Source organism: Ramlibacter sp., from assembly GCF_036676645.1.
Classification (GTDB): domain Bacteria; phylum Pseudomonadota; class Gammaproteobacteria; order Burkholderiales; family Burkholderiaceae_C; genus Ramlibacter.
This window is the reverse complement of sequence record NZ_JAKFCM010000053.1, coordinates 17,115-41,433: the sequence shown is the minus strand read 5'-3', so window position 1 is coordinate 41,433 and position 24,319 is coordinate 17,115. Positions and strand designations below refer to the sequence as shown.

Genomic DNA, 24,319 nt, shown 5'->3' with positions numbered 1-24,319 from the left:
TGCGCAGGTCGGGCCGCCGCGCAGTTGGAGCCTGCCGCGACCACCACCGCCATGCCCTTGCTGCTCGCCCTCGTGGTGCTGTTGCCCCTGGTGCCGGGCGTCATTCTCACCTGGGCCGCAGGACGCTCGTTCGCGCCTTCCCGCCGGCGCCTCGCCGCCTGGATCGCGGGGGCGGTGGCGGCGACCTGCGCGGCCCTTCTGCTGGCGCTCGCGCCCCAGGTCCTTGCAGGGCACACGATGCTGCTGCACGTGCCGTGGGTGCCGGACATCGGCCTGAACATCGGACTGCGCCTCGACGGCCTGGCCCTGATGTTCGCCCTGCTGATCACCGGCATCGGCGTGCTGGTCGTGCTGTACGCCGCCTACTACCTGGGCCCGCAGGATCCCGCGGGCAAGCTGTACGCATGGCTGATGCTGTTCATGGCGGCGATGCTGGGCGTGGTGCTCTCGGACAACCTGCTGCTGCTGGTGGTCTTCTGGGAACTGACCAGCGTCTCGTCGTTCCTGCTGGTGGGCTACTGGGGCCGGCGCGCCGACGCGCGCGCCGGCGCCCGGATGGCGCTGGCGGTCACCGGAGGCGGCGGCCTGGCGCTGCTCGCAGGCGCCCTGCTGCTCGGGCAGATGGGCGGCAGCCATGAACTGTCGGTCCTGCTCGACCGGGGCGACCTCATCCGCCAGCACCCGCTCTACCCGGTCGCGCTCGGCCTCGTGCTGGTCGGCTGCTTCACCAAGAGCGCGCAGGTGCCGTTCCACTTCTGGCTGCCGGAAGCGATGGCCGCGCCGACGCCGGTGTCGGCCTACCTGCACTCGGCCACCCTGGTGAAGGCCGGCGTCTTCCTGCTGGCGAGGCTCTACCCCGTCCTGGGCGGAACCGATGCCTTCGAGCTCTGGGTGGCCGGCACGGGACTGGCCACGCTGGCATTCGCTGCCTACGTGGCCGTGTTCAAGCACGATCTCAAGGGGCTGCTCGCGTACTCCACGATCAGCCACCTCGGGCTGATCGTGTTCCTGCTCGGGCTCGACTCCCCGATGGCCAAGGTGGCGGCCGTCTTCCATGTGCTGAACCACGCCACCTTCAAGGCCTCGCTGTTCATGACCGCGGGCATCATCGACCACGAGACCGGCACCCGCGACATGCGCCGCCTGGCCGGCCTGCACCGGTTCATGCCCTGGACGGCCACGCTCGCCATGGTGGCGGCCGCCGCCATGGCCGGCGTGCCGCTCGCCAATGGATTCCTCTCGAAGGAGATGTTCTTCGACGAAGCGCTCGGCGCAGCGGGCGGCGCCTGGGGGCTGCTCGTCGCGCTGGCGGCCACCTTCTTCGGAATCTGCTCGGTGGCCTATTCGCTTCGATTCATCCACGACGTCTTCTTCAACGGCGAACCGCGGGACCTGCCGAATCCGCACCCGCATGAGCCGCCGTTGCTCATGAAGCTGCCGGTGGCGGTGCTGGTGGTCGTCTGCGTCCTGGTCGGCCTGCTGCCCGCGGTCACCTTCGGGCCCATCGTCGCCGTCGCCGCGCAGGCGGTGCTGCATGGACCGCCTCCCGAGCACCACCTGGCACTGTGGCACGGCTTGAACCTGCCGCTGGCGATGAGCGCCGTCGCACTGCTCGGCGGCGTCTCGCTGTACGCAGCCCTGCAGCGCAAGTTCAGGCTGCACCTGCACCATCCGCGCGGAATCACCGGACGCCTCCTTTTCACGCAGGCGCTCGGCGGCCTGCAGTCGCTCGCAACGGCCGTGACGCGCCGCACCGAGACCGGCTCGCTGCAACGGTACTCGGCCTGGCTGGCCGGCGCGGCGGTGGTTGCCGTCGCCTGGGCCCTGCTGCGCTCGCCCGTGCCGCTGCCGGCCGGTTCGCGCGAGCTGCAGCCGGCCACTGCGCTGGCGATCGTGCTGTGGGCGCTCCTGCTGTTGACCGGCGCCGCGCTGGTGCTGGGCCATCACGAGCGCCTGCGCGCCGTAGTGCTGGTCGGCGTCGTGGGCCTGCTGGTGGCGCTCGGCTTCGAGTCGCTCTCGGCGCCGGACCTCGCGCTGACGCAGCTGTCGGTGGAGGTGGTCTCCACGGTGCTGCTGCTGATGGGTCTGGCCCTGCTGCCGCGCACGACACCGCGCGAGTCGCACCGGCTGCGCCGATGCAGGGACGCCGTGCTGGCCGGGGTAGGGGGGCTGGGGGTGGGCTGGATGGCGTGGATGGCACTCACCCGCGACCCTTCCTCGATCGCCTGGTACTTCGTCGAGAACGCGGTGCCGGAAGGCGGCGGCGCCAACGCCGTCAACGTCATCCTCGTGGACTTCCGCGGGTATGACACCTTCGGCGAGATCACGGTGCTGGGCATCGCCGCCGTGGGGGCGCTGGCGATGCTGGACGGCTGGCGGGCGCGACGCCCGCGCGTCGACGCCGAGGGGCTGCCGTGGTCGTTCGCCCGGCCGCCGCTCATGCTGCGGATGGCCGCGCGTCTGCTGCTGCCGATGGCGCTGGCGGTCTCGGCGTACATCTTCTGGCGCGGCCACAACCTGCCGGGCGGCGGTTTCGTCGCCGGGCTGGTCACTGCCGCCGCCCTTGTGCTGCAGTACATCGCGCTGGGGCAGGACGTGGCCGAGTCCGCGCTCGGCGGGGGCGCGGGTGAGCGCTACACGCGCTGGATCGCCTGCGGCCTCGGGATCGCGGCGCTCACCGGTGTCGGATCCTTCCTCTTCGGCCAGCCGTTCCTGACCAGCGCACACGTGCATCCCGTGCTGCCGCTGCTCGGCGCGGCCGGGCTGGCGACGGCGGCGCTATTCGACCTCGGCGTGTACGTGACCGTGGTCGGCGCCACGATGCTGATGTTCAGCAGCCTCGGCGCGGCCAGCAAGGAGGGCCGCGCATGAGCATCAGCCTGGAATTCCTGGTCGCCAGCGGCATCGGCTGGACCACGGCCTGCGGCATCTACCTGCTGCTGCGCGGCCGGACCTTTCCGGTCGTGCTGGGCCTCACCATCCTCGGCTATGCGACCAACGCGTTCATCTTCGCCATGGGGCGGCTGTGGATCGGCATGCCGCCGATCATCGGCGCCGCCGGCGGCGCGGCCGACCCGCTGCCGCAGGCGCTGGTCCTCACGGCCATCGTGATCGGCTTCGCCACCACCGGCATCGTCATCGAGATGGCCGTGCGCAGCCAGCACGAATGCGGCAGCGACCAGGTGGACGGCGCCGAGCCTGCGGCGGGGCCGCACCGATGACGGGCTGGGCCGGCGCCTTGTGGCAGCACCTGGCCATCCTGCCGGTGCTGCTGCCGCTCGCCACGGCGGCGTTGCTGCTGGTCCTGAAGGACGGCGCAGGCGACCACGGCGACGCGGTGCTGCTGCGCGCGCGACTCGTGTCCGGGGCTTCGCTGGCGGCGGGGCTGCTGGTGTCCGTGGTGCTGGTGCTCGACGCGCATGCGGGCGGCTGGCGGGTGTACCACCTGGGCGGCTGGCCCGCGCCCTTCGGCATCGTGCTGGTGATCGACCGCCTCTCGGCTTTGATGGTGCTCCTGACGCAGCTGGTGGCGCTGGCCGTCGTGGTCTACGCCAGCGGTGGCTGGGACGCCCACGGCCGCCACTTCCACGCAGTGGTCCACTTCCAGGTGATGGGGCTGGCCGGGGCTTTCGTCACCGGCGACCTGTTCAACCTGTTCGTCTTCTTCGAGGTGCTGCTGATCGCCTCGTACGTGCTGATGGTGCATGGGCAGGGCCGGGAGCGCTTCCGCCATGGCTTGCCCTACGTGGTGCTGAACCTGCTGGCATCGGCCCTGTTCCTGCTGGGGGTGGCCGTGCTGTACGCCTTCGCGGGCACGCTCAACCTGGCGGATCTCGCCCTGCGGGTGCCGAGGATCGCCGGCGCGCAAGCCGTGCTGCTGCAGGCCGGGGGCATGCTGCTGCTGGTGGTGTTCGGCTTCAAGGCCGCCCTGCTGCCGCTGCACCTGTGGCTGCCCTCGACCTACGCCGCTGCATCGCCGCCGGCGGCGGCGCTGTTCGCCCTCATGACCAAGGTCGGGGTGTATGCCATCTTCAGGGTGCATGGGGTCGTCTTCGGACCCGGCGCCGGCGAGTCGGCCGGCCTCGTGGCGCCCTGGCTGCTGCCGCTGGCCCTGGCCGGCTGCGTCGTCGCGGTGCTGGGAGCGCTGGCCGCCGGGACCCTGCCGCGCCTGGTGGCATGGATCAACGTCGTCTCGGTCGGCACGATCCTCGCCGCACTCGGCCTGTTCACGCCGGCCGCCTGGTCCGCGGCGATCTACTACACCGCGCAGAGCACGCTGGTCATCGCCGCCTTGTTCCTCCTCGCGGAACTGGTCGGGGCGCAGCGGGGCGAGGTCGGCGACCGGCTCGAACCCGCCGGCCCCGTGGCGCAACCCGCGCTGCTCGGCACCCTGATGCTGCTGGCGGCGGCCTCCGTGATCGGGCTGCCACCCCTGCCGGGCTTCATCGGCAAGCTGATGATCCTGCAGGCGGCCAGCGGGCCCGCCGCACCGTGGCTCTGGAGCGTGATCCTCGGGGTCGGATTCCTCACCCTGCTGGGCCTGGCGCGCGCCGGCAGCGTCCTGTTCTGGGCCGTGCGGCCGGGCCGTACCGGCGGTGCTGCCGGCGCCAGCCCGCGGCTGGTGCTCGCCACGGTCTCGCTGCTGGGAGGCGTGGTGGCGCTGGCCGCTGCGGCCGCGCCGATGAAGCGGTACACGGATGCCGCCGCGGCGCAGCTGGCCGACCGCGAGGGCGCAGCGCGGGCCGTGCTGGGGCCGGAGCGCGGCGCGGGGGCGGTGCGGCCGTACCGTCCCGCACACGGATCGGGAGCGAAGCATGGGGCGCGCTGAGGATCAGCCGGGCGCGCGGGTATCCCGGCGCCGCTGGGTGGTGTCACCCGGGCTCTCCATGCTGGTTGCGCTCGCCTGGCTCCTGATGCAGGGATCGCTGGCGCCCGCCAGCCTGCTGTGGGCGGCCCTGCTCGGCCTGGCGCTGCCCTGGCTGACGCGCAGGTTCCTCGGCCGCTACCGGCGCTCGAGGGCTCCGGTAGCGGCCGTGCGGCTGTTGTTGGTGGTCGGGTGGGACATCGTGCGCGCCAACCTCACGGTGGCCCGCATCGTGCTGCAGCCCCGCCGGGTGCCGCAGCCAGCCTGGGTGTGGGTGCCCTGTAGCCTGCGGGATCCGCGCGCCATCGCGCTCCTGGCCACCATCGTCACCAACACGCCGGGGACCGTCTCCGCCTTCGTGGACGAAAAGCGCAGCCGGATCCTGGTGCATGCGCTCGACGCGACCGAGCCGGATGCACTCGTGCTTGAAATCCATGCGCGCTACGAGCGCCTGCTCAAGGAGATCTTCGAATGATCGAAGCGGCTCTTTCGTTCGCACTGGGCGCGCTCGCCCTGGCGCTGGCGCTGACCGGCTGGCGCCTGCTGCGCGGACCGGAACAGACCGACCGGGTGCTCGCCCTGGACACCCTGTATGTCAACACCGTGGGGCTCGTGATCCTGCTGGGGCTGCGCTTGGACAGCGACCTGCTGTTCGAGGCGGCGCTGGTGATCGCGATGCTCGGTTTCATCGCGACCGTGGCGCTGGCGCGTTTCATCGCCCGCGGCGACGTGGTCGAATAGGAGCGCGAACATGGGCATGATCGAACTGCATCCGTTGCTGCAGGCGCTGGTCGCCTTCCTGCTGGTGGTCGGCGGCAGTTTCTGCCTGATCGGCGCCATCGGCCTGGTTCGCTTCCGCGACTTCTACATGCGGCTGCATGCACCGACCAAGGCGAGCACGCTTGGCGTCGGCGGGCTGCTGCTGGCGAGCATGGCCCTGCACTGGCTGCAGGGGGAATGGGTGCTGCGCGAACTGCTGATCACGCTGTTCCTGTTCGTCACCGCGCCGGTCTCGGCCAACCTGCTGGCGCAGGCCGCGTTGCACCTGCGCGTGCGCAGCGTGGCCGAGCCGCCGCAGGACCTGGATCGCCGCCAGGCTAGGTTCCCAGCAGATACAGCACGGTCGAATTGATACCGTAGGCGGCCACCAGCCCGATGCTGATCCAGCTGGCGATGCGCAGCACGCGACCGTGCGGCCGCAGCACCAGCCCCACGATGACGAGTCCCGTCATGGCGAGTGCAGTGGCAGCCGAGGCGGCATGGGCCGGCGCCGCGTGCGCGAGCAGCGGCCCGGGCAAGTAGAACAGGTCGTCCACCGCCAGGATGGTCACGTTGAAGAGATTGCTCCCCAGCAGGTTCCCGATGGCCATGTCCAGTGCACCGAGCCGCAGGGACGAGAAGGTCACGGCCATTTCCGGCAAGGTGGTCACCAACGCCATCAGCACAGTGCCTGCGAAACTGCGCGACACCCCCGTCGCCTCGGCGATGTCGCCAGCCAGCCCGGGCAGCCAGCTTCCGGCAACCAGCACCACCGCTGCGGAGGCGGCGAACCGAAGCCACTCGGCACGCAACGCACCATTGCCGGCAGGGACCGTCCCTGCGGAGATCCGCTGCACCTGCTCGATCTTGAACACGCTGCGCAGGGCGAAGAGGTAGAAGGCCAGCAGCAAAGGGCTGTAGACGCCGACATGCAGCAGCGCGGGGGCACGCGCACCGGTGACCAGGCTGAGCGCCACGAACCCGAGCATGACGACCCCGAGCCCGGCCGACAGCAGGTGGGTCGCACTGGCGGCGCGGAACAGGGGCTGCGGCCGCTGCATGGCATCGACCACGACAAGGAAGGCGAGGTTCACCACGCATGCACCGAGGGCATTGCCGACGGCCAGGTTGGGAGCGCCGATGAGAGCCACCGCGCTCACCCCGGAAGCGAGTTCCGGCAGGGATGTGACGGTGGCGAGCAGTGCCAGTCCGACCCAGCCCCTTGCCCAGCCGAGCATGGCCGCAAGCCGGTCGGCACTACGGGTCAGCGCGTAGCCGCTGGTGGCGATGAGCGCTGCGCACACCGCGAGCTGGACCAGCAACCAGGAGGTACTCACGACCCGAGTGGCCGCGAAGCCCTATTTCTTGTTGAACAGCTCGTCGATCCGCTTCTGTTCTTCGTCGGCAGACGTCAGGCCGCCGGCCTCCGAGGGGCCCTGCATGGGCGGCGGCGGGGCCAGGTTGACGTCGGGCGTGCCGTAGTTCGGCATCACGGGGACTTCGATCTTGACCTTGTCCAGGTCGATCTTCTCCACCTTGTCGTGCGACACGATGCCCGGGAAGCCGATGATCAGGCTGACCATGATGACCTGGATCACCACGAAGGGCACCGCGCCCCAGTAGATCTGGCCGGTGGTGACCGGCGCGATGCGCTGGCCGGTCGGCTTGTCCACGTACTCCTTTTCCGGGGCGACGCTGCGCAGGTAGAACAGGGCGAAACCGAACGGCGGGTGCATGAACGAGGTCTGCATGTTCACGCCCAGCAGCACGCCGAACCAGATCAGGTCGATGCCCAGCTTCTCCGCCACCGGCGCCAGCAGTGGCACCACGATGAACGACAGCTCGAAGAAGTCCAGGAAGAAGGCCAGCAGGAAGATCAGGATGTTCACCACGATCAGGAAGCCGACCTGGCCGCCCGGCAGGCTGGTGAGCAGGTGCTCGACCCAGCGCGGGCCATCGACCCCCTGGAAGGTCAGGCTGAACATGGTGGCGCCGATCAGGATGAACAGCACGAAGCTCGACAGCTTGGTGGTGCTGTTCAGGGCCTGCTTGAGCAGGTTGAAGCTCAGGCGCCCGCGCACCAGGGCCATGACGAGCGCGCCCAGGGCGCCCATGGCGCCGCCTTCGGTGGGCGTGGCGACGCCCAGGAAGATGGTGCCCAGCACCAGGAAGATCAGGAACAGCGGCGGGATCAGCACGAAGGTCACGCGCTCGGCGATGCGCGACAGCAGGCCGAGGTGCAGCACCTTGTTGATCACCGCGGCGAAGAACGCCAGCAGCACGCCGGCCGCCATCGCCATCACGATGGTTTCGTCGGTGGGCATGCCGGCGACTTCGGTGCCCCGCCACCAGCTGACCACGGCCGGGTAGTTCTGCCCCAGCAGCACGGCGACGGCCGTGCTGATGGCGGCCAGCACCACCAGCGAGGTCAGGCCGTTGCCGCCGTCGGGCTCACGGAAGGTGCGGGCCTCCGGCGGCAGCGCCGGCACCATGTGGGGCTTGAAGACCGCGAGGAAGAACACCCACAGCAAGTACAGGCCGGTCAGCATGAAGCCCGGGATGAAGGCGCCCTTGTACATGTCGCCGACGCTGCGGCCGAGCTGGTCGGCCAGCACGATCAGCACCAGCGACGGCGGGATGATCTGCGCCAGCGTGCCGGAGGCGGCGATCACGCCGGAGGCCAGGCGCCGGTCGTAGCCGTAGCGCAGCATGATGGGCAGCGAGATCAGGCCCATCGAGATCACGGAAGCGGCCACCACGCCGGTGGTGGCCGCCAGCAGCGCGCCCACGATCACCACCGCCACCGCGAGCCCGCCGCGCACCGGCCCGAACAGCTGGCCGATGGTGTCCAGCAGGTCCTCGGCCATGCCGCTGCGCTCCAGGATCAGCCCCATGAGCGTGAAGAACGGGACGGCCAGCAGCGTCTCGTTCTGCATGATGCCGAAGATGCGCAGCGGCAGCGCCTGCAGCAGCGACTCGGGCAGCACGCCCAGCTCGATGCCGATGAAGCCGAAGAACAGGCCGCAGGCCCCCAGGCTGAAGGCCACCGGGAAGCCCAGCAGCAGGAAAAAGATCAGGCCCACGAACATGATCGGGGCCATGTTCTGCGTGATGAACTCCATCGCGACTCCTCTTGTTCCGCGCCCGGCCGGTCAGGCCTTGTCCTTCCGCTCGGCGAGGCGGCGGATCTCCTCGGCCAGTTCCTCCTCGGCCGTCTTCTCTGTCTTCTTCACCGCCGGATCGGGGATCAGGCCCATGCCGAAGGCAATGCGCTTGACCAGCTCGGATACGCCCTGCAGCAGCAGCAGCGCGAAGCCCAGCGGCATCATCAGGTAGACCGGCCAGCGGATCAGGCCGCCGGCGTTGGACGACATCTCGCCGGAGCGCCAGCCCTGCAGGAAGAAGGGGATGCCGTACCACAGCACCGCAATGGCCACCGGCAGCAGGAACAGCGTGAAGCCGAAGATGTCGATCCAGTTCTGCGTCCTGCGCGAGAAGCGGGAGTAGAAGACGTCGATCTTCACGTGCTCGCCATGGAGCAGGGTGTAGCCCGCTGCCAGCAGGAAGGCGGCGGCGAACAGGTACCACTGCACCTCGAGGTAGGCGTTGGAGCTGGTGTTGAAGGCCTTGCGCACCGAGGCGTTGACCCCGCTGATCACGGTGGAGGCGAGGATCAGCCAGATGACCCACCGGCCCACGATGCCGTTGAGCCAGTCGATGGCCCTGGACAGTTTGAGAAGTGCCTGCATGCCGTCTCCGGGGAGTGGAAGCTCGTATGTGAGACCGGGCGCCGCTGCAAGTGCAGCCCGGCGCCCGGCGGATTTTTCAGCCCCGCCATTGTCGGGTATGGGCGCCCGGGTGCCTGACGAAATGATTACTTAAGATGCCAGTGTTATCCCCTACGCTGCGCGCTTCGCATAATCACCGGATGGCATCGACCGGGTTGGCGCTCGCGCCCCAGGGCATCGACCAGCCGGACATGCGCCGCGCGGGTGCCGAGCGGCTGTCGCTGGCGCTGATGGACGCGCGCAACCACACGCTGCAGCTGCTGGCCCGCTACGAGGATGCCGCCGCCGGCGGGCTGCAGGTGCCCCTGCGGGCCGGCCTGGAGCGGCCGCAGTGGATCGCCGGGCACGTGGCCTGGTTCGCCGAGTACTGGATCGGCCGCAACCCGCGCCGCGCGCAGGGCGTGCACTGCCCCGCCGATGCGCCGCGCCTGGGTTCGACCGAGCCCATGGCCGATCGCTGGTACCACCCGCTGCTGGCGCCCCACGAGGCGCGCTGGGATATGCCGCTGCCCGAGGGCGCCGACCTGCGCGCCTGGCTGATGGACACGCTGGAGCGCACGCTGGAACAGCTGGAGCACGCCTCGGCCGGCGACGACGGCCTGTACTTCTACCGCGCGGCGCTGTTCCACGAGGACCTTCGCGGCGAGCAGCTGGTCCGGCAGGCCCAGGAACTGGGGCTGGCGCTGCCCCTGCAGCCGCCCGCCGCCGCGGCCGCGCGCGAGCCCCTGCTGCTGCCGGCCTGCCGCTGGCAGCTGGGTTCCGAGCCCGGGGGCTTCGCGTTCGACGTGGAGCAAGGGGCGCACGAGGTGGACGTGCCGGCCTTCGAGATCGACGCGCAGCCGGTCGACTGGAGCCAGTTCGTCGAGTTCGTGGACGACGGCGGCTACGACCGGCAGGAACTGTGGCGGCCCGAGGGCTGGGACTGGCTGCAGCGCGTGGCGCAAACGGAAGGGCGCCGTGGCCCGCGCCATGTCGAGCAGATCGGCGTGGCCAGCGGCGCGGTGCTGCAGACCTTCTTCGGCAAGGCGACCCGGATGGCGCCGCAGCAGCCGGCCCTGCACCTGAGCTGGTGGGAGGCCGATGCCTGGGCGCGCTGGCGCGGCCGGCGCCTGCCCACCGAAGTCGAATGGGAAGTGGCCGCGCACCGCGCGGCCGGCCGCGGCTTTCGCTGGGGCGAAGTGCACGAGTGGACCGCCGGCACGCTGCGGCCGTATCCGGATTTCGAACCGCACGCCTGGACGCGCCACACCGAATTCGAGGCCGAGCCCGCGTTCGGCCACGCCCGCGTGCTGCGCGGCGCCTCCTTCGCCACCCGCTCGCGCCTGAAATCCCCCAAGGCGCGCGGCTGGGCGCTGCCCGACCGCGACGACCACTTCACCGGCTTTCGCACCTGCGCCCTTTGATCCCTCCGGTCATTCCCGCGCAACCCGGGATGAGGATCAACCGGCGCCAGGTTCCAGTTTCCGCTTCGCCCTGGCCTTCGCCTTGGCGTAGCGCCACCACGGCAACTGCGCGCTGAGGCTCAGCACCTCGCCCGAGCGCAGCGGCACGTAGCCGGGCAGGCTGCGCAGCAGGTCCTGCCACGCGGAACCGGCCAGCACCTGGCGAAGGGCCTGTACCGGCGCTTGCTCCAGCAGCGACTTCAGGCACACGAGGTAGTAGTCCTCGTCGATCAGCGGCACGAAGTCCAGCCCGCGCGCGCGCGCCGCGGCCTCGATCACGAGGCCTGCGTCGGCGCTGCCGGAGGCCACCGCCTGGGCCACGGCGGCATGCGAGGACTCGACCCGGTCCCAGCCGTCGATGGTGGCGGGCGCCAGCCCGGCGCGATCGAGCAGCTCCTCGGCCAGCAGCCGCGTGCCGGTGCCGAGCGCGCGGTTGACGAAGCGCGCGCCGCGCGCGAGGTCGGCGAACGAGGCCAGCCGCAGCGGGTTGCCGGGCGCCACCGCCAGGCCCTGGCGCCGCCGGGCGAAACCGATGATCTTGTGCAGGCCCGGCTGCAGCAACGGGTGGTAGGCGCGCTCGAACGCCGAGTCCGGCGCCGGTTGCGGCGGCGTGTGGAAGCCGGCCATGGTGCAGCGGCCTTCGTTCAGGGCCGCGATCGCATCGACGCTGCCGGTGAAGCGGACGTCCAGGTGCAGCCGGGCACTGCCGGCCGCGTGGTCGCGCAGCAGGGCCAGCGCATCGTCATGGCTGGCATACAGCGTGAGCACCTGCGCCGCGTCGTCGAAGGCGACCGCGAAGGCGCGCTCCAGGTCGGCATGGAGTGCCTCGATCTGCGGCGCCAGCCGCGCCTGCGCCTGGCGCTCGGCCCACAGGAGCTTCTCGCCGAAGGTTGTGAGCCGCGCCGGCTGGCCCTTGTCCCAGACGATCAGGCCATGCCCCAGCTCCGCTTCCCAGCGCTTGAGCTCGCCCCAGACATGGCGGTACGACTGGCCGAGCGCGCGGGCCGCGCCCGAGATCGAGCCGTCGCGGCGCACCGCCTGCAGCAGCTCGATCAGCGGGTTGCGGATGCCGGCTTCCCGCCGCAGCCGGGTGAGCGCGTACGAGAGTTCGATCTTGTGCATGGCACGCATGAGTATGCGGTATGCAACCGGCTTCATAAGCGTAGGACCGTAGCCCGCCGGCCACGCTGCGCGCCTAGCATTCGACCGGTCATGGGCAGCTTCTCCGAAAGCCTCGCGCTGGCCCTGCACCTGGTGCTGGCGCCCGACCCCACGCTGGCCTCCATCGTGCTGCGTTCGCTGGGCATCAGCGCGACCGCCTGTGCCATCGCCTGCGCCGGCGGGCTGCTGCTGGGGGCCTGGATCGGCGTGGCGCGCATCCGCGGCCGCGGCGCCGTGCTGGCCCTGCTGAACACCGCGCTGGCCGTGCCCTCGGTGGTGGTCGGCCTGGTGGTGTACCTGCTGCTGTCGCGATCCGGGCCGCTGGGCTTTCTCGGCTGGCTGTACTCCTTCCCGGCGATGGTGCTGGCGCAGGCCATCCTGGTGCTGCCGGTGGCGGCCGCGCTGACGCGCCAGGTGGTGGAGGACGTCGACCTGCAGCACGGCGAGCAGCTGGCCTCGATGGGCGCGCGCCCGCTGCTGCGCAGCCTGCTGGTCGCCTGGGACGAGCGCTACGCGCTGCTGACGGTGGTGATCGCCTGCTTCGGCCGCGCGATCTCCGAGGTCGGCGCCGTGATGATCGTGGGCGGCAACATCGACGGCTTCACCCGGGTGATGACCACCGCCATCGCGCTGGAGACCAGCAAGGGCGACCTGCCGCTGGCGCTCGGCCTGGGCATCGTGCTGCTGTCGGTGGTGCTGGCGCTCAATGCGCTGGTGGTGGCGCTGCGCCGCTGGCGTCTGGGCCGCAGCGAAGGGCCGGCCCTGGCGGCCAGCGCGGGGATCGCCGGGTGAATTCGCAGCCGGCCGCCCTCGAAGTGCCGCCGTCGGCAGTGGCCCGGGCGCCGGCGTACGGCGGCCTGCTGCGCCTGCAAGGGGTGGGCGTGGCCTTCGGTGCGGTGCAGGCCCTGCAGGGCGTCGACCTGCGCATCGAGGCCGGCGAACGGGTGGCCCTGATCGGCGCCAACGGCAGCGGCAAGAGCACGCTGCTGCGCGTGCTGAACGGGCTGCTGCAGCCGCGCTGCGGCACGCTGCTGCGCGACGCCGCCAGCCGGCAGGCCATGGTGTTCCAGCGACCCTACATGCTGCGCACCAGCAGCCTGAACAACGTCGCGCTGGCGCTGTGGCTGCGCGGCATGCGCTGGCGCCAGGCGCGCGAGCAGGCGCCGGCGGCGCTGGCGCGCGTGGGGCTGGCCGAGCTGGCGCTGCGCAACGCGCGCACGCTGTCCGGCGGCCAGCAGCAGCGGCTGGCGCTGGCGCGGGCCTGGGCGCTGCAGCCGCAGGTGCTGCTGCTGGACGAGCCCACCGCCAGCCTCGACCCGCATGCCAAGCGCGAGGTCGAGGCACTGATGGCCTCGTTCGCGCAATCGGGCATGACGCTGGTGTTCGCCAGCCACAACCTGGGCCAGGTCAAGCGCCTGGCCAGCCGTGTGGTCTATCTCGAGCAGGGCCGCATCCGCGCCGACGCCCCGGTGGACCAGTTTTTCGACCGCGCGCGGCTGGCCCGCCTGTCACCGGAGGCCGACCTGTTCGTCAAGGGGGAGATCGCATGATCCGTTGGATGCGCGGCGGCTTCGCTGCCGCCTGCATCGCCCTGGCCGCCGGCCCGGCCTCGGCGCAGTCGATCACCCTGGCTTCGACCACCTCGACGGAACAATCGGGGCTGTTCGGCCACATCCTGCCGCTGTTCAAGCAGGCCAGCGGTCTGGACGTGAAGGTCGTGGCCGTGGGCACCGGGCAGGCCATCGACTCCGCCCGCCGCGGCGACGCCGACGTGCTGTTCGTGCACGACCGGGCCGCGGAGGAGAAGTTCGTGGCCGACGGCTTCGCCCAGCGCCGCCACCCGGTGATGTACAACGACTTCGTGCTGGTGGGCCCCAAGGCCGATCCCGCCGGCACCAAGGGCAAGGACATCGTCGAGGGGCTGAAGAAGGTCGCTGCCGCCAACGCGCCCTTCATCTCGCGCGGCGACAGGAGCGGCACCCACGCGGCCGAGCTGCGCTACTGGAAGCAGGCCGGGCTGGCCGACGGCAAGGGCAGCGGCTACAGGGAATGCGGCTGCGGCATGGGCCCGGCGCTGAACATCGGTGCCTCCAGCGGGGCCTACGTGCTGACCGACCGCGGGACCTGGCTGAGCTTCAGGAACCGGGGCGACCTGGCGGTGCTGGTGGAAGGCGACCAGCGCCTGTTCAACCAGTACGGCGTGATGGTGGTCAGCCCGCAGAAGCACCCGCACGTGAAGGCGGCGCAGGCGCAGAAGTTCGTCGACTGGATCACCTCGCCCGCCGGCCAGCAGGCCGTTGCCGCCTACACGATCGGCGGCGAGCAGCTGTTCTTCCCGAACGCCGGCACGGCGAATTGACGGACGACCCATGCAGTCCAAGGAACACTGGGAGCAGGTCTATGCGACCAAGCCGGCCACGGGAGTGAGCTGGTTCCAGGTACACGCCCGGCAGTCGATGCAGCTGATCCGCCAGACCGGTGCCGACCGGCAGGCGGCCATCATCGACGTCGGCGGCGGCGCATCGACCCTGGCTGACGACCTCCTCGCGGCAGGGTATTCGAACCTCACCGTGCTCGATCTTTCCGGCGCCGCGCTGACCGCCTCCAGGGAGCGGCTTGGCCCGCTCGCCGATCGAATCAGCTGGGTCGTGGGCGACATCACCCGCATCGAGCTCCCCCGGCACGCCTTCGATGTCTGGCATGACCGGGCCGTCTTCCACTTCCTGACGGCGCGGGAGGACCGCGAGGCTTACGTCCGGGCCGTCCTTCGCGCAGTGAAGCCGGGCGGCCACGTGATCGTGGCGACGTTTGCCGAGGACGGTCCGCAGCAGTGCAGCGGACTTCCAGTCATGCGGTACAGCGCCGATGGACTGCACGCCGAGTTCGGCGCCCCTTTCACGCTTCTGCAGCAGGAGCGCGAGGAGCACCACACGCCGTTCGGGGCGGTCCAGAAATTCATCTGGTGCCTGTGTCTCAAGGACACGAGCTGATTCAAGAGGTGGGGCGGCCACCACCTCGTCTCAAGCCACCAGCGCCGCCGACTTCACCTGCGCCCACACGGCCGTGCCCGGCGCCAGCCCGAGCTGGTCCACCGCCCGCGCGGTGATGCGCGCCAGCAGCAGCGACTCGCTGCACGCCAGCTGCACCAGCGCCTGGGACGGGTGCGCGCCGGGCACGATCGCCCGCACCGTGCAGGGCAGCACGTTCTGGATGCTGCTGCGTTCCGGCGGCTGCAGCGCCAGGCTGACGTCGCGTGCCAGCACGCGCACGCGCACGGCAGCGCCGGGCGCCAGCCCGGGGTCCTGCACCCACAAGGCCCCCCCGGCGAAGCGCGCCTGGGCCAGGTGCCATCGCGCGTCGCGCTCGCCGATGGTGGCGCGCAGCAGGGCGCCGCGCTCCTCGGCCGGAATGGCCGGCAGGTCGATGCGCGACAGCACCTCGGCGAGCGGTCCGCTGGCGCGCACCGTGCCGGCTTCCAGCAGCACCAGGTGGTCGGCCAGCCGCGCCACCTCGTCGCCGGAGTGGGTGACGTACAGCATGGGGATGCGCAGCTCGTCGCGCAGGCGCTCCAGCCAGGGCAGGATCTCGCGCCGGCGCGACAGGTCGAGCGCGGCCAGCGGTTCGTCCAGCAGCAGGATGCGCGGCCGGGTGGCGAGCGCGCGCGCTATCGCGACACGCTGGCGCTCGCCGCCGGACAGCTGCCAGGGCCGGCGGTCCAGCAGGCCGGCGATGCCGAGCAGCTCCAGCAGCGGCTGCAGGCTGGCGCCGTCGCCGCTGCGCCGGCGCGCGAAGGCGAGGTTGCCGCGCACGTCGAGGTGGTCGAACAGGCTGGCTTCCTGGAACACGTAGCCCAGGGCGCGCCGGTGCGTGGGCACGAAGGAGGCCGAGTCCTGCCAGACTTCGCCCGCGATCGCGATGCGCGCCGGTTCGGCCCGCTCCAGCCCCGCGACGCAGCGCAGCAGCGTGGTCTTGCCCGAGCCGGAGGCGCCGAAGACCGCCGTGATGCCGGAGGCCGGCAGGCGCAGGTCGACGTCGAGCGCGAAGCCGCCGCGCGTGAGCCGGGCGCGGATCTCCAGCGGCGGGTTCATCCGAGCACCCGCGTGCTGCGGCGGTTCAGCAGGGCCAGCGCCAGCAGCACCGCGAAGGCGAACCCCAGCATGGCGGCCGACAGCGCGTGCGCCTGCGTGTACTGCAGCGCCTCCACGTGGCCGTAGATCTGGGTGGACACCACGCGGGTCTGCCCGGGGATGTTGCCGCCGATCATCAGCACCACGCCGAATTCGCCGACGGTGTGCGCGAAGGTCAGCACTGCGGCCTGCACGATGCCGCCGCGCGACAGCGGCAGCACCACGTGGAAGAAGGCGTCCCAGGGTCCGGCGCGCAAGGTCGCGGCCGCCTCCAGCGGGCGCCGGCCGACCGCCTCGAAGGCGTGCTGCAGCGGCTGCACCGCGAACGGCAGCGAATACACCATGGATCCGACCAGCAGCCCGCCGAAGGTGAAGGGCAGCAGGCCCAGGCCCAGCGCCTGGGTGAGCTGGCCGCCCCAGCCCTGCGGGCCCAGCGAGACCAGCAGGTAGAAGCCCAGCACCGTCGGCGGCAGCACCAGCGGCAGCGCCACCACCGCGGACACCGGGCCGCGCCAGCGCGAGCGCGTGCGGGCCAGCCACCAGGCCAGAGGTGCGGCGATCACGAGCAGGGCCAGCGTGGTGGCCGCGGCCAGTTCCAGCGTCAGCCGGATCGCCTGCAGGTCCTCGGCCGCGAAGGGCATCGGTCAGAAGCCGTAGCCGTAGCCGCGCAGCACGGCGCGCGCGGCGTCGCTGCGCAGGTAGTCCAGCAGCGCGCGGGCCGCGGGGTTGGACTCCCCTCGTGGGAGCAGCAGGGCGTCCTGCTTCAGTGGCGTGTGCAGGTCTTGCGGCACGAGCCAGGCCGAACCGCGCGCGATGCGGCCCTCGGTCGTCACCTGCGACAGCGCCACGAAACCCAGCCGCGCGTTGCCGCTGGCGACGAACTGATAGGCCTGCCCGATGTTCTCGCCCTGCACCAGGTGGGACTGCCAGTCGGTGAGCACGCCCATCTTCGTCAGCACCTGCAAAGCGGCGGCGCCGTAGGGGGCGACGCGCGGATCGGCGATGGCCATCTTGCCGGTGGGCGGCTGGCGCAGCACGTCGGCCTGCGCGTCCAGGGCGCCCGCATCGGCGCTCCACAGCGCCAGCCGTCCCGTGGCGTAGGTGAAGCGGCTGCCGCGCACGCCGAACCCCTCCCGCTCCAGCCTGGCGGGCGTTTCGTCGTCGGCCGCCAGCAGCACCTCGAACGGCGCGCCGTTGCGGATCTGGGCGTAGAACTTGCCCGTGGACCCCAGCGACACGACGGTCCGGTGGCCGGTGGCCGCCGCGAAGCCGGCGGCGATCTTCTGCATGGGCGCCGTCATGTTGGCGGCGACGGCGACCTGCACGGAGGCGGCGCGCGCCGGCAGGCTGAAGATGGCCAGCATGGCCAGGAGGGTGGCGGCGATGATGCGTGGCATGGCGGCGGCTCGCTATTCAAAACCGGAATAGCGAAAGTATAGGGTCCACGGCACAATCGGGCCCATGCCCCGCAAGAATCTCCAGCTCGCCGGCGCCCTCGGCCAGGCCTCGGTGGACAAGCGCGTGGAGATCCTGCGGCGCGTCGCGGCCGTCGGTTCCATCTCGCAGGCCGCGCGCGATGCCGGCGTCAGCTACAAGGCCGCCTGGCAGGCGCTGGACACGCTCAGCAACCTGGCCGGCACGGCGCTGGTCGAGCGCGTGGTCGGTGGCGCGGGCGGCGGTGGCGCCCGCCTCACGCGCGCCGGCGAACAGGTGCTGCGGGCGGCCGGCGAAGTGGCCCGGGCCCGCGATGCCGTGCTGCACAAGCTGCGCGCGGGCGCACCCGCGCTCGGTACGCTGGGCCTGCGCACCAGCATGCGCAACCACTTGCCCTGTCGCATCCACCGCCTGCGCCTGCAGGCCGGCGCCATGGCAGTGGAACTGGAACTGGCCGGCGCCATGCTGCGTTCGCGCATCACGCGCGAAAGCGCCCAGCTGCTGGGCCTGGCCCGGCAGCAGGAGGTCGTGGCCCTGTGCAAGGCCACCGCGGTGCAGGTGTGCGCCGCGCGGCCTTCGCACTGGGGCGACAACGTGCTGGCCGGCGCGGTGACCCGCGCACCGCGGATCCAGGGCGGCGAAGTGGCACTCGCCCTGGAGGGCGGCCTGCAACTGGTCGGCTTCGCCGCCGCCGGCAGTGGGCTGCGAGCCGGCCATGCCGCCTTCGCGCGGGTCGATCCCTCGGCCGTGGTGATCGCGCTCGCGTAGTTTTCGGAATCCCGTTCGCCATTGCGGCGGCGGGCCCGAGGATCACCCGGCAGGGCTCAGCCGCGCTTGCCGAGCTTGCGGTAGACCGTCGCCCGGCTGATGCCCAGCATCTTCGCCGCCGCCATCACGTTACCGCGCGCGTCGCGCACGGCCTTGTGGATCAGCTCGGCTTCCAGGTCCTTCAGCGGCAGCCGCTGGTCGGGCGCGGCTGGCCGCGGCTCCATGGCCTGGCCGGGCAACTGCGACAGCACCTGCAGCGTCAGCCCCGACCACAGGGGCACTTCCATCGCCGGTCCGCCGGCGGCATCGAACAGCGACTCCCAGGCGGTGGCGAACAGCTCGCTGCAGTGGGTGGCCCCGATGGCCGGCCGGCCCAGCATCTCGCGCGCCGACGGGTTGGCACTGGCCACCCGGCCGTCGCGGTCCAGGCACAGCAAGCCATCCTGTTCGTCGAAGGATCGCCCCGGCCAGTTCAGCCGCAGGAGCAGCGCGTGCGGGCGTGCCAGCACCAGCGCGTTCTCGATGCTACGGGCCGACTGGGCGGCGAGGTGCTTGAGCTCGGGCCGTTCGGGCGCCTCGACGCCGGTCAGGTCCAGCATGCCCGCGCAGGCACCGTCGGCGTCGAACACCGGCGCGCCGGCGCAGCTGTACACGCTGGTGTCCCGGAAGAAGTGCTCGCCCCGGTGCAGCCACACCGGCTGCAGTTCGCCCAGCGCGGCCCCGATCGCGGTGGTGCCCACCGCGCGCTCGGACAGGTCCACGCCGATGCGCGTGATCAGGTGCGCGCGCGGGTCGCTGCGGTCGATCGGCCCGTCCACGCCGATCACCACGCCCTGCGCATCGGTGAGGATGGCGAAATAGCGGCTGTGGGCGATCGCACGCGCCAGCCGTTCGAGCACGGGCCGGGCGGCCGCCAGCAGCGGGTGGCTGGCATCGACGGCCCGATGGGCTGCCTGCGCCGGCACCAGGTCGAAGGCCACCGGCTGCTCGGGCCGGTGTCCATGGTCGAGGCAGCGGCGCCACGAGCGTTCGATCCAGCTTCGCTCGAACCAGGCGCCGACCAGCACATCCGTGGCCGAGCTGCCTTCCATCAGCACGGCGCGGCGCGCCTGCTCGATCTGCAGCAGGCGGCGTTCGGCGGGGCCGTGGACGGTGGCGCTCATCGGGAGTTCCGGGGGGTGCGCGCGCGGCGGAGCGGCCATTGTTCCATTTTGAGAATTTCGGATGAAGGGTCCGGCGAACTAGGGTTTCGCCTAGGGAGGGGGTGCCGGCGCCATCCAAGAATGGCTCGCTACCCCGATGAACAAGGAGACCCGCATGCAGGTTCAATTCACGGTCAATGGCCGCGCCGAACGCATCGACGTTCCCCCCAACACCCTGCTGGTCACCGCGCTGCGCGAGCACCTGCGCCTGACCGGCACCCACGTGGGCTGCGACACGGCGCAGTGCGGCGCCTGCACGGTGATCGTGAACGGCCGCGCGATCAAGTCGTGCAATACGCTGGCGGTGCAGCAGGAAGGCGCCGACATCACCACCATCGAGGGCCTGGCCCGGCCCGACGGCACGCTGCACCCGATGCAGGCCGCATTCAAGGAGTGCCACGGCCTGCAGTGCGGCTTCTGCACGCCCGGCATGGTGATGAGCGCGCTCGACCTGTGCCGCCAGAACCCCAACGCCACCGACCAGCAGATCCGCGAGCAGCTGGACGGCAACATCTGCCGCTGCACCGGCTACCAGAACATCGTCAAGGCCGTGAAGCAGGGCATGGCCGCCACGGCGGTCGCCTAGCGACCATGACCTCGCTGCGCTCGATGACGAATGAAGTCATGGCGCAACGCGCTGTCATCGACGCCGCAGGCGAGGTCATCCGTCATTCGTCATAGGAGAGTTCCATGGGTGCATCCGATTTCGCCAACCTGCCGCACATCGGCGAGTCCGTCCGCCGCAAGGAGGACGTGCGCTTCCTCACCGGGGCGGGGCAGTACACCGACGACATCCAGCTGGCCAACCAGCGCTGCGCCGTGTTCGTGCGCTCGCCGCATGCGCACGCGAAGCTCAACTCCGTCGACACCTCGCAGGCCAGGGCCATGGCCGGCGTGCGCGCCGTGTTCACCGGCGCCGACCTGGAAGGCAAGGTCAACGGCCTGCCCTGCGGCTGGCTGATCACCGGCACCGACGGCCAGCCGATGAAGGAGCCGCCGCATCCGGTGCTGGCCCAGGGCAAGGTGCGCTACGTCGGCGACGCCATCGCGATGGTGGTGGCCGACACGCTGCAGCAGGCCAGGGACGCGGCCGAAGCCGTGGCGGTCGACTACGACGTGCTGCCCGCCTGCACCGACGTGCGCGATGCGCGCACCGCCACCGCGCTGCACGATGCGGCGCCCGACAACCACTGCTACCGGTGGGCCATCGGCGACAAGGCCCAGGTGGACGCCGCCTTCGCCGGTGCCGCGCACGTCACGACGATCGACCTGGTCAACAACCGGCTGATCCCCAACGCGATCGAGCCGCGCTCGGCCATCGGCTCGTACAACCGGGCCACCGACGAGTACACCCTGTACGTGGCCAACCAGAACCCGCACGTGGAGCGCCTGCTGATGACCGCCTTCGTGCTCGGGCTGCCCGAGCACAAGGTGCGCGTCATCGCGCCGGACGTGGGCGGCGGCTTCGGCTCCAAGATCTTCCTGTACGCCGAGGACGTGGCGCTGACCTGGGCCGCGAAGCAGCTCAACTGCGCGATCAAGTGGACCGCCGAACGCAGCGAATCGTTCCTGACCGACGCGCACGGCCGCGACCACGTCACGCATGCCGAGATGGCAATGGACAAGGACGGCAAGTTCCTGGCGCTGCGCGTGCACACCGACGCCAACCTGGGCGCCTACCTGTCGACCTTCTCGACGGCGGTGCCCACCATCCTGTACGCCACCCTGCTGGCGGGCCAGTACACCACGCCGCAGATCCACGTGGAAGTGGATGCCTGGTTCACCAACACCGCGCCGGTCGACGCCTACCGGGGTGCCGGCCGGCCGGAGGCCACCTACCTGCTGGAGCGCCTGGTCAGCCGCTGCGCCTGGGAGATGGGCCTGGGCCAGGACGAGATCCGCAGGCGCAACTTCGTCACCCAGTTCCCCTACCAGACCCCCGTTGCGCTGCAGTACGACACCGGCGACTACCCGGCCGCCATGGACAAGGCCAACCAGCTGGCCGAGGTCGACGGCTTCGCCGCGCGCCGCCAGGCCAGCGAGGCCAAGGGCCTCAAGCGCGGCATCGGCTACAGCAGCTACATCGAGGCCTGCGGCATCGCGCCGTCCAACATCGCCGGCGCGCTGGGCGCCCGGGCCGGGCTGTTCGAGTGCGGCGAGATCCGCGTGCACCCCACCGGCAGCGTGACGGTGTTCACCGGCGCGCACAGCCACGGGCAGGGGCACGAGACCACCTTCGCCCAGGTGGTGGCCGCGCGGCTGGGCATTCCGGTCGAGAACGTCGACGTGGTGCACGGCGACACCGGCCGCATCCCCTTCGGCATGGGCACCTACGGCTCGCGCTCGATCAGCGTCGGCGGCGCGGCCATCATGAAGGCGCTGGACAAGATCGAGGCCAAGGCCAAGAAGATCGCCGCGCACCTGATGGAGGCCAGCGACGCCGACATCGAGTTCAGCAATGGCGAGTTCCTGGTCAAGGGCACCGACAAGAAGATCCCGTTCGGCCAGGTGGCGCTGACCGCCTACGTGCCGCACAACTATCCGCTCGACAAGCTCGAGCCCGGCCTGAACGAGACCGCGTTCTACGACCCGGCCAACTTCACCTTCCCGGCGGGCACCTACATCTGCGAGGTGGAAGTGGACCCGGCCACCGGCGTCGCGCGCATCGACCGCTTCACCGCGGTCGACGACTTCGGCACCATCATCAACCCGATGATCGTGGAAGGGCAGGTGCACGGCGGCCTGGCGCAGGGCATCGGCCAGGCCATGCTGGAGAACTGCGTGTACGACCGCGAGAGCGGCCAGCTGCTCACGGGCAGCCTGATGGACTATGCATTGCCGCGAGCGGTCGACATCCCCGAGTTCCGGCTCGACACGATCTGCACGCCCTGCACCCACAACCCGCTGGGAACCAAGGGCTGCGGCGAGGCCGGCGCGATCGGGTCGCCGCCGGCGGTGATCAATGCGGTGCTCGACGCGGTGCGCGACCTCGGCGTCAAGGACCTGGACATGCCCGCGTCGCCCGCCCGCGTGTGGCAGGCCATCCACCAGGCCAGCGCCTGACGCACGGACAAGAGGAGAAAGCCATGTACGCATTCACCTTCGAACGCCCCGCCACCCTGGCGGCTGCCGCCAAGCTGGCCGCTGCCGGGGCCAAACCGCTGGCCGGCGGCCAGACGCTGCTCGCTTCCATGAAGCTGCGGCTGGCCAACCCGGAGAACCTGATCGACCTGGGCGGCATCCGGGAGCTGTCCGGCATCCGCCGCGAGGGCAGCCAGCTGGTGGTCGGCGCCATGACGCGGCATGCCGAGGTGGCGGCCAGCGAGGAAGTGAAGTCGGCGATTCCGGCGCTGGCGGAACTGGCCGGCGGCATCGGCGACCGGCAGGTGCGCAACCTCGGCACGATCGGCGGCTCGCTGGCCAACAACGACCCCGCGGCCTGCTATCCGGCGGCGGTGCTGGGGCTGGGCGCGACCGTCAAGACCACGCACCGCGAGATCCCGGCCGACGAGTTCTTCACCGGCCTGTTCGGCACGGCGCTGGAGGACGGCGAGTTGATCACGGCGGTGCGCTTCCCGATCCCGCGCAAGGCGGCCTACATGAAGTTCCGCCAGCCGGCCTCGCGCTTCGCGCTGGTCGGCGTGTTCGTCGCGCAGGGGTCCAGCCAGGTGCGCGTGGCCGTCACCGGCGGCGGCAACGGCGTGTTCCGGCACCAGGAGCTGGAGCAGGCGCTGACCCGCAATTTCACGCCGCAGGCGGCGGCCGAAGTGACGATCTCGGCCGAGGGCCTGTCCAGCGACCTGCATGCATCGGCGGCCTATCGCGCCAACCTGATCGGCGTGATGGCGCAGCGCGCGGTGGCACGGGCGCTCGCCTGACGGTGCCGGACAGCATCGACGAACTGCAGCGGGCGCTGCGCGCCGCCGGCTACTTCGCCGACCGGCGCCTGGCGACCGCCGCCTTCCTGGCCCTTCGGCTGCAGCGCCCGCTGCTGCTGGAGGGCGAGCCGGGCGTGGGCAAGACCGAGCTGGCCAAGGCCCTGGCGCAGGCGCTGGGGCGCGAGCTGCTGCGCCTGCAGTGCTACGACGGGCTGGAGCACCGCGACGCGCTGTACGAGTGGAACTACGCGGCGCAGCTGCTGCACATGCGCGCCGTGGAAGGCACCGAATCGGCCGAGGAAGTCGAGCGCGAGGTCTACCAGCCGCGCTACCTGATCCGCCGTCCGCTGCTGCAGGCGCTGCAGGCGCCGGCGCCGGGCGCGTTGCTGCTGATCGACGAGGTCGACCGCGCCGACGAGCCCTTCGAGGCCTTCCTGCTGGAGTACCTGGGCGAGTACCAGGTCAGCATCCCGGAGCTGGGCGTGGTGCGCGCCGCCGCGCCGCCGGTGACCATCCTCACCAGCAACCGCACGCGCGAGCTGCACGACGCGGTCAAGCGCCGCTGCCTGTACCACTGGCTGGACTACCCCGACCGCGAGCGCGAACTGGCGATCGTGCAGGCGCAGGTGCCGGGGCTGGGCGAGGCGCTGGCCCGGCAGGTCGCCGGCTTCGTCGCGCGCCTGCGCAGCCAGCCGTTCGCCGACGCGTTCCAGCGCTCGCCCGGCATTGCCGAAAGCGTGGAGTGGGCGCGCGCCCTGGTGGCACTGGACACGCTGGAGCTGGATCCCGAAGTGGTCACCGACACGGCCGGCATCCTGTTCAAGCAGCGCGAGGACGTGGCGGCGCTGACCAGCGACATGGCGGCGGCCCTGCTGAAGCCGGAGGCGGCTTGATGC

At 71.2% G+C, this 24,319-nt stretch carries 24 protein-coding genes; 16 read left to right on the top strand and 8 right to left on the bottom strand.

The window, feature by feature from the left end; genetic code table 11:
* The first annotated feature begins 51 nt into the window (after positions 1-51).
* From V6M57_RS08155 to V6M57_RS08130, 6 genes are read left to right on the top strand one after another with little or no spacing between them, the layout of a single operon-like run.
* Entirely contained in the window at positions 52-2,871 is a 2,820-nt protein-coding gene (locus tag V6M57_RS08155; protein WP_332814486.1) for a monovalent cation/H+ antiporter subunit A, read from the top strand.
* 8 nt (positions 2,872-2,879) lie between these two features.
* Entirely contained in the window at positions 2,880-3,221 is a 342-nt protein-coding gene (locus V6M57_RS08150; RefSeq protein ID WP_442968799.1) for a Na+/H+ antiporter subunit C, read from the top strand.
* Positions 3,218-4,828 (top strand): monovalent cation/H+ antiporter subunit D, encoded by a 1,611-nt coding sequence (locus tag V6M57_RS08145; protein WP_332814484.1) that lies wholly within the window; start codon positions 3,218-3,220, stop codon positions 4,826-4,828. The genes V6M57_RS08150 and V6M57_RS08145 overlap by 4 nt, the downstream gene beginning before the upstream one ends.
* A 58-nt stretch (positions 4,829-4,886) precedes the next feature.
* Positions 4,887-5,339: a Na+/H+ antiporter subunit E gene (locus tag V6M57_RS08140; protein ID WP_332814483.1), complete on the top strand. Its 453-nt coding sequence runs from the start codon at positions 4,887-4,889 to the stop codon at positions 5,337-5,339.
* Positions 5,336-5,605 (top strand): K+/H+ antiporter subunit F, encoded by a 270-nt coding sequence (locus tag V6M57_RS08135; protein WP_332814482.1) that lies wholly within the window; start codon positions 5,336-5,338, stop codon positions 5,603-5,605. Before V6M57_RS08140 ends, V6M57_RS08135 begins: the two co-directional genes overlap by 4 nt.
* Before the next feature lie 10 nt (positions 5,606-5,615).
* Complete coding sequence (locus tag V6M57_RS08130) at positions 5,616-5,996, top strand: Na+/H+ antiporter subunit G (RefSeq protein ID WP_332814481.1); 381 nt, start codon at positions 5,616-5,618, stop codon at positions 5,994-5,996.
* Here V6M57_RS08130 and V6M57_RS08125 read toward each other — a convergent pair.
* From V6M57_RS08125 to V6M57_RS08115, 3 genes are read right to left on the bottom strand one after another with little or no spacing between them, the layout of a single operon-like run.
* Positions 5,962-6,945: a sodium:calcium antiporter gene (locus tag V6M57_RS08125; protein ID WP_332814480.1), complete on the bottom strand. Its 984-nt coding sequence runs from the start codon at positions 6,943-6,945 to the stop codon at positions 5,962-5,964. The two genes, V6M57_RS08130 and V6M57_RS08125, sit on opposite strands and share 35 nt — an antisense overlap.
* Positions 6,946-6,981: 36 nt before the next feature.
* Positions 6,982-8,745: a TRAP transporter large permease gene (locus V6M57_RS08120; RefSeq protein WP_332814479.1), complete on the bottom strand. Its 1,764-nt coding sequence runs from the start codon at positions 8,743-8,745 to the stop codon at positions 6,982-6,984.
* A 30-nt stretch (positions 8,746-8,775) separates the two neighbouring features.
* On the bottom strand, positions 8,776-9,372 hold the full coding sequence (locus V6M57_RS08115; RefSeq protein WP_332814478.1) for a TRAP transporter small permease subunit: 597 nt from the start codon (positions 9,370-9,372) through the stop codon (positions 8,776-8,778).
* A gap of 179 nt (positions 9,373-9,551) precedes the next feature.
* On the opposite strand from V6M57_RS08115, the gene V6M57_RS08110 reads away from it, so the two are divergent.
* Positions 9,552-10,814 carry an SUMF1/EgtB/PvdO family nonheme iron enzyme gene (locus V6M57_RS08110; RefSeq protein WP_332814477.1) on the top strand — a complete coding sequence of 421 codons (1,263 nt, stop codon included), beginning with the start codon at positions 9,552-9,554 and terminating at the stop codon, positions 10,812-10,814.
* A 36-nt stretch (positions 10,815-10,850) separates the two neighbouring features.
* Here the strand turns inward: V6M57_RS08110 and V6M57_RS08105 are convergent, their stop codons facing one another.
* Positions 10,851-11,975, bottom strand: coding sequence for a substrate-binding domain-containing protein (locus V6M57_RS08105; RefSeq protein ID WP_332814476.1), 1,125 nt, complete (start codon positions 11,973-11,975; stop codon positions 10,851-10,853).
* 90 nt (positions 11,976-12,065) lie between these two features.
* Between V6M57_RS08105 and V6M57_RS08100 the strand changes: the two genes are divergently transcribed.
* From V6M57_RS08100 to V6M57_RS08085, 4 genes are all read left to right on the top strand, one after another.
* Complete coding sequence (locus tag V6M57_RS08100) at positions 12,066-12,806, top strand: ABC transporter permease (protein WP_332814475.1); 741 nt, start codon at positions 12,066-12,068, stop codon at positions 12,804-12,806.
* A gap of 65 nt (positions 12,807-12,871) precedes the next feature.
* Entirely contained in the window at positions 12,872-13,564 is a 693-nt protein-coding gene (locus V6M57_RS08095) for an ABC transporter ATP-binding protein (RefSeq protein WP_332814592.1), read from the top strand.
* The gene (locus V6M57_RS08090; RefSeq protein WP_442968796.1) at positions 13,561-14,373 is read left to right on the top strand and encodes a substrate-binding domain-containing protein; all 813 of its coding nucleotides are present in this window, start codon (positions 13,561-13,563) and stop codon (positions 14,371-14,373) included. Before V6M57_RS08095 ends, V6M57_RS08090 begins: the two co-directional genes overlap by 4 nt.
* 10 nt (positions 14,374-14,383) lie before the next feature.
* The gene (locus V6M57_RS08085) at positions 14,384-15,004 is read left to right on the top strand and encodes a class I SAM-dependent methyltransferase (RefSeq protein WP_332814474.1); all 621 of its coding nucleotides are present in this window, start codon (positions 14,384-14,386) and stop codon (positions 15,002-15,004) included.
* 30 nt (positions 15,005-15,034) lie between these two features.
* On the opposite strand, the gene modC is transcribed toward V6M57_RS08085, so the two are convergent.
* Genes modC through modA form a run of 3 tightly spaced genes read right to left on the bottom strand, consistent with a single transcriptional unit; the run spans position 15,035 to position 17,538 of the window.
* Entirely contained in the window at positions 15,035-16,102 is a 1,068-nt protein-coding gene (gene modC, locus V6M57_RS08080; RefSeq protein ID WP_332814473.1) for a molybdenum ABC transporter ATP-binding protein, read from the bottom strand.
* The gene (gene modB, locus V6M57_RS08075; RefSeq protein ID WP_332814472.1) at positions 16,099-16,782 is read right to left on the bottom strand and encodes a molybdate ABC transporter permease subunit; all 684 of its coding nucleotides are present in this window, start codon (positions 16,780-16,782) and stop codon (positions 16,099-16,101) included. The genes modC and modB overlap by 4 nt, the downstream gene beginning before the upstream one ends.
* Positions 16,783-16,785: 3 nt before the next feature.
* On the bottom strand, positions 16,786-17,538 hold the full coding sequence (modA, locus tag V6M57_RS08070) for a molybdate ABC transporter substrate-binding protein (RefSeq protein WP_332814471.1): 753 nt from the start codon (positions 17,536-17,538) through the stop codon (positions 16,786-16,788).
* A gap of 64 nt (positions 17,539-17,602) precedes the next feature.
* Between modA and V6M57_RS08065 the strand changes: the two genes are divergently transcribed.
* The gene (locus tag V6M57_RS08065) at positions 17,603-18,343 is read left to right on the top strand and encodes a TOBE domain-containing protein (RefSeq protein WP_332814470.1); all 741 of its coding nucleotides are present in this window, start codon (positions 17,603-17,605) and stop codon (positions 18,341-18,343) included.
* A 56-nt stretch (positions 18,344-18,399) separates the two neighbouring features.
* Here V6M57_RS08065 and V6M57_RS08060 read toward each other — a convergent pair whose 3' ends face one another.
* The gene (locus V6M57_RS08060) at positions 18,400-19,506 is read right to left on the bottom strand and encodes a helix-turn-helix domain-containing protein (RefSeq protein WP_332814469.1); all 1,107 of its coding nucleotides are present in this window, start codon (positions 19,504-19,506) and stop codon (positions 18,400-18,402) included.
* A 154-nt stretch (positions 19,507-19,660) separates the two neighbouring features.
* Here V6M57_RS08060 and V6M57_RS08055 point away from each other — a divergent pair, with 154 nt between their 5' ends.
* From V6M57_RS08055 to V6M57_RS08040, 4 genes are all read left to right on the top strand, one after another.
* Positions 19,661-20,131 (top strand): (2Fe-2S)-binding protein, encoded by a 471-nt coding sequence (locus V6M57_RS08055; RefSeq protein WP_332814468.1) that lies wholly within the window; start codon positions 19,661-19,663, stop codon positions 20,129-20,131.
* 104 nt (positions 20,132-20,235) lie between these two features.
* Entirely contained in the window at positions 20,236-22,608 is a 2,373-nt protein-coding gene (locus tag V6M57_RS08050) for a xanthine dehydrogenase family protein molybdopterin-binding subunit (RefSeq protein ID WP_332814467.1), read from the top strand.
* A 23-nt stretch (positions 22,609-22,631) separates the two neighbouring features.
* Entirely contained in the window at positions 22,632-23,423 is a 792-nt protein-coding gene (locus tag V6M57_RS08045; RefSeq protein ID WP_332814466.1) for an FAD binding domain-containing protein, read from the top strand.
* 2 nt (positions 23,424-23,425) lie between these two features.
* Positions 23,426-24,316: an AAA family ATPase gene (locus V6M57_RS08040; RefSeq protein WP_332814465.1), complete on the top strand. Its 891-nt coding sequence runs from the start codon at positions 23,426-23,428 to the stop codon at positions 24,314-24,316.
* The last annotated feature ends 3 nt before the right edge of the window (positions 24,317-24,319 follow it).

Coding starts and splice junctions, on each gene's coding strand:
- V6M57_RS08065 (WP_332814470.1), top strand. CDS start 17,603: ATGCCCCGCAAGAATCTCCAGCTCGCCGGCGCCCTCGGCCAGGCCTCG.
- V6M57_RS08130 (WP_332814481.1), top strand. CDS start 5,616: ATGGGCATGATCGAACTGCATCCGTTGCTGCAGGCGCTGGTCGCCTTC.
- modA (WP_332814471.1), bottom strand. CDS start 17,538: ATGCCACGCATCATCGCCGCCACCCTCCTGGCCATGCTGGCCATCTTC.
- modB (WP_332814472.1), bottom strand. CDS start 16,782: ATGCCCTTCGCGGCCGAGGACCTGCAGGCGATCCGGCTGACGCTGGAA.
- V6M57_RS08115 (WP_332814478.1), bottom strand. CDS start 9,372: ATGCAGGCACTTCTCAAACTGTCCAGGGCCATCGACTGGCTCAACGGC.
- V6M57_RS08085 (WP_332814474.1), top strand. CDS start 14,384: ATGCAGTCCAAGGAACACTGGGAGCAGGTCTATGCGACCAAGCCGGCC.
- V6M57_RS08105 (WP_332814476.1), bottom strand. CDS start 11,975: ATGCACAAGATCGAACTCTCGTACGCGCTCACCCGGCTGCGGCGGGAA.
- V6M57_RS08045 (WP_332814466.1), top strand. CDS start 22,632: ATGTACGCATTCACCTTCGAACGCCCCGCCACCCTGGCGGCTGCCGCC.
- V6M57_RS08100 (WP_332814475.1), top strand. CDS start 12,066: ATGGGCAGCTTCTCCGAAAGCCTCGCGCTGGCCCTGCACCTGGTGCTG.
- V6M57_RS08050 (WP_332814467.1), top strand. CDS start 20,236: ATGGGTGCATCCGATTTCGCCAACCTGCCGCACATCGGCGAGTCCGTC.
- V6M57_RS08090 (WP_442968796.1), top strand. CDS start 13,561: ATGATCCGTTGGATGCGCGGCGGCTTCGCTGCCGCCTGCATCGCCCTG.
- V6M57_RS08155 (WP_332814486.1), top strand. CDS start 52: ATGCCCTTGCTGCTCGCCCTCGTGGTGCTGTTGCCCCTGGTGCCGGGC.
- V6M57_RS08120 (WP_332814479.1), bottom strand. CDS start 8,745: ATGGAGTTCATCACGCAGAACATGGCCCCGATCATGTTCGTGGGCCTG.
- V6M57_RS08055 (WP_332814468.1), top strand. CDS start 19,661: ATGCAGGTTCAATTCACGGTCAATGGCCGCGCCGAACGCATCGACGTT.
- V6M57_RS08110 (WP_332814477.1), top strand. CDS start 9,552: ATGGCATCGACCGGGTTGGCGCTCGCGCCCCAGGGCATCGACCAGCCG.
- V6M57_RS08135 (WP_332814482.1), top strand. CDS start 5,336: ATGATCGAAGCGGCTCTTTCGTTCGCACTGGGCGCGCTCGCCCTGGCG.
- modC (WP_332814473.1), bottom strand. CDS start 16,102: ATGAACCCGCCGCTGGAGATCCGCGCCCGGCTCACGCGCGGCGGCTTC.
- V6M57_RS08145 (WP_332814484.1), top strand. CDS start 3,218: ATGACGGGCTGGGCCGGCGCCTTGTGGCAGCACCTGGCCATCCTGCCG.
- V6M57_RS08140 (WP_332814483.1), top strand. CDS start 4,887: ATGCTGGTTGCGCTCGCCTGGCTCCTGATGCAGGGATCGCTGGCGCCC.
- V6M57_RS08060 (WP_332814469.1), bottom strand. CDS start 19,506: ATGAGCGCCACCGTCCACGGCCCCGCCGAACGCCGCCTGCTGCAGATC.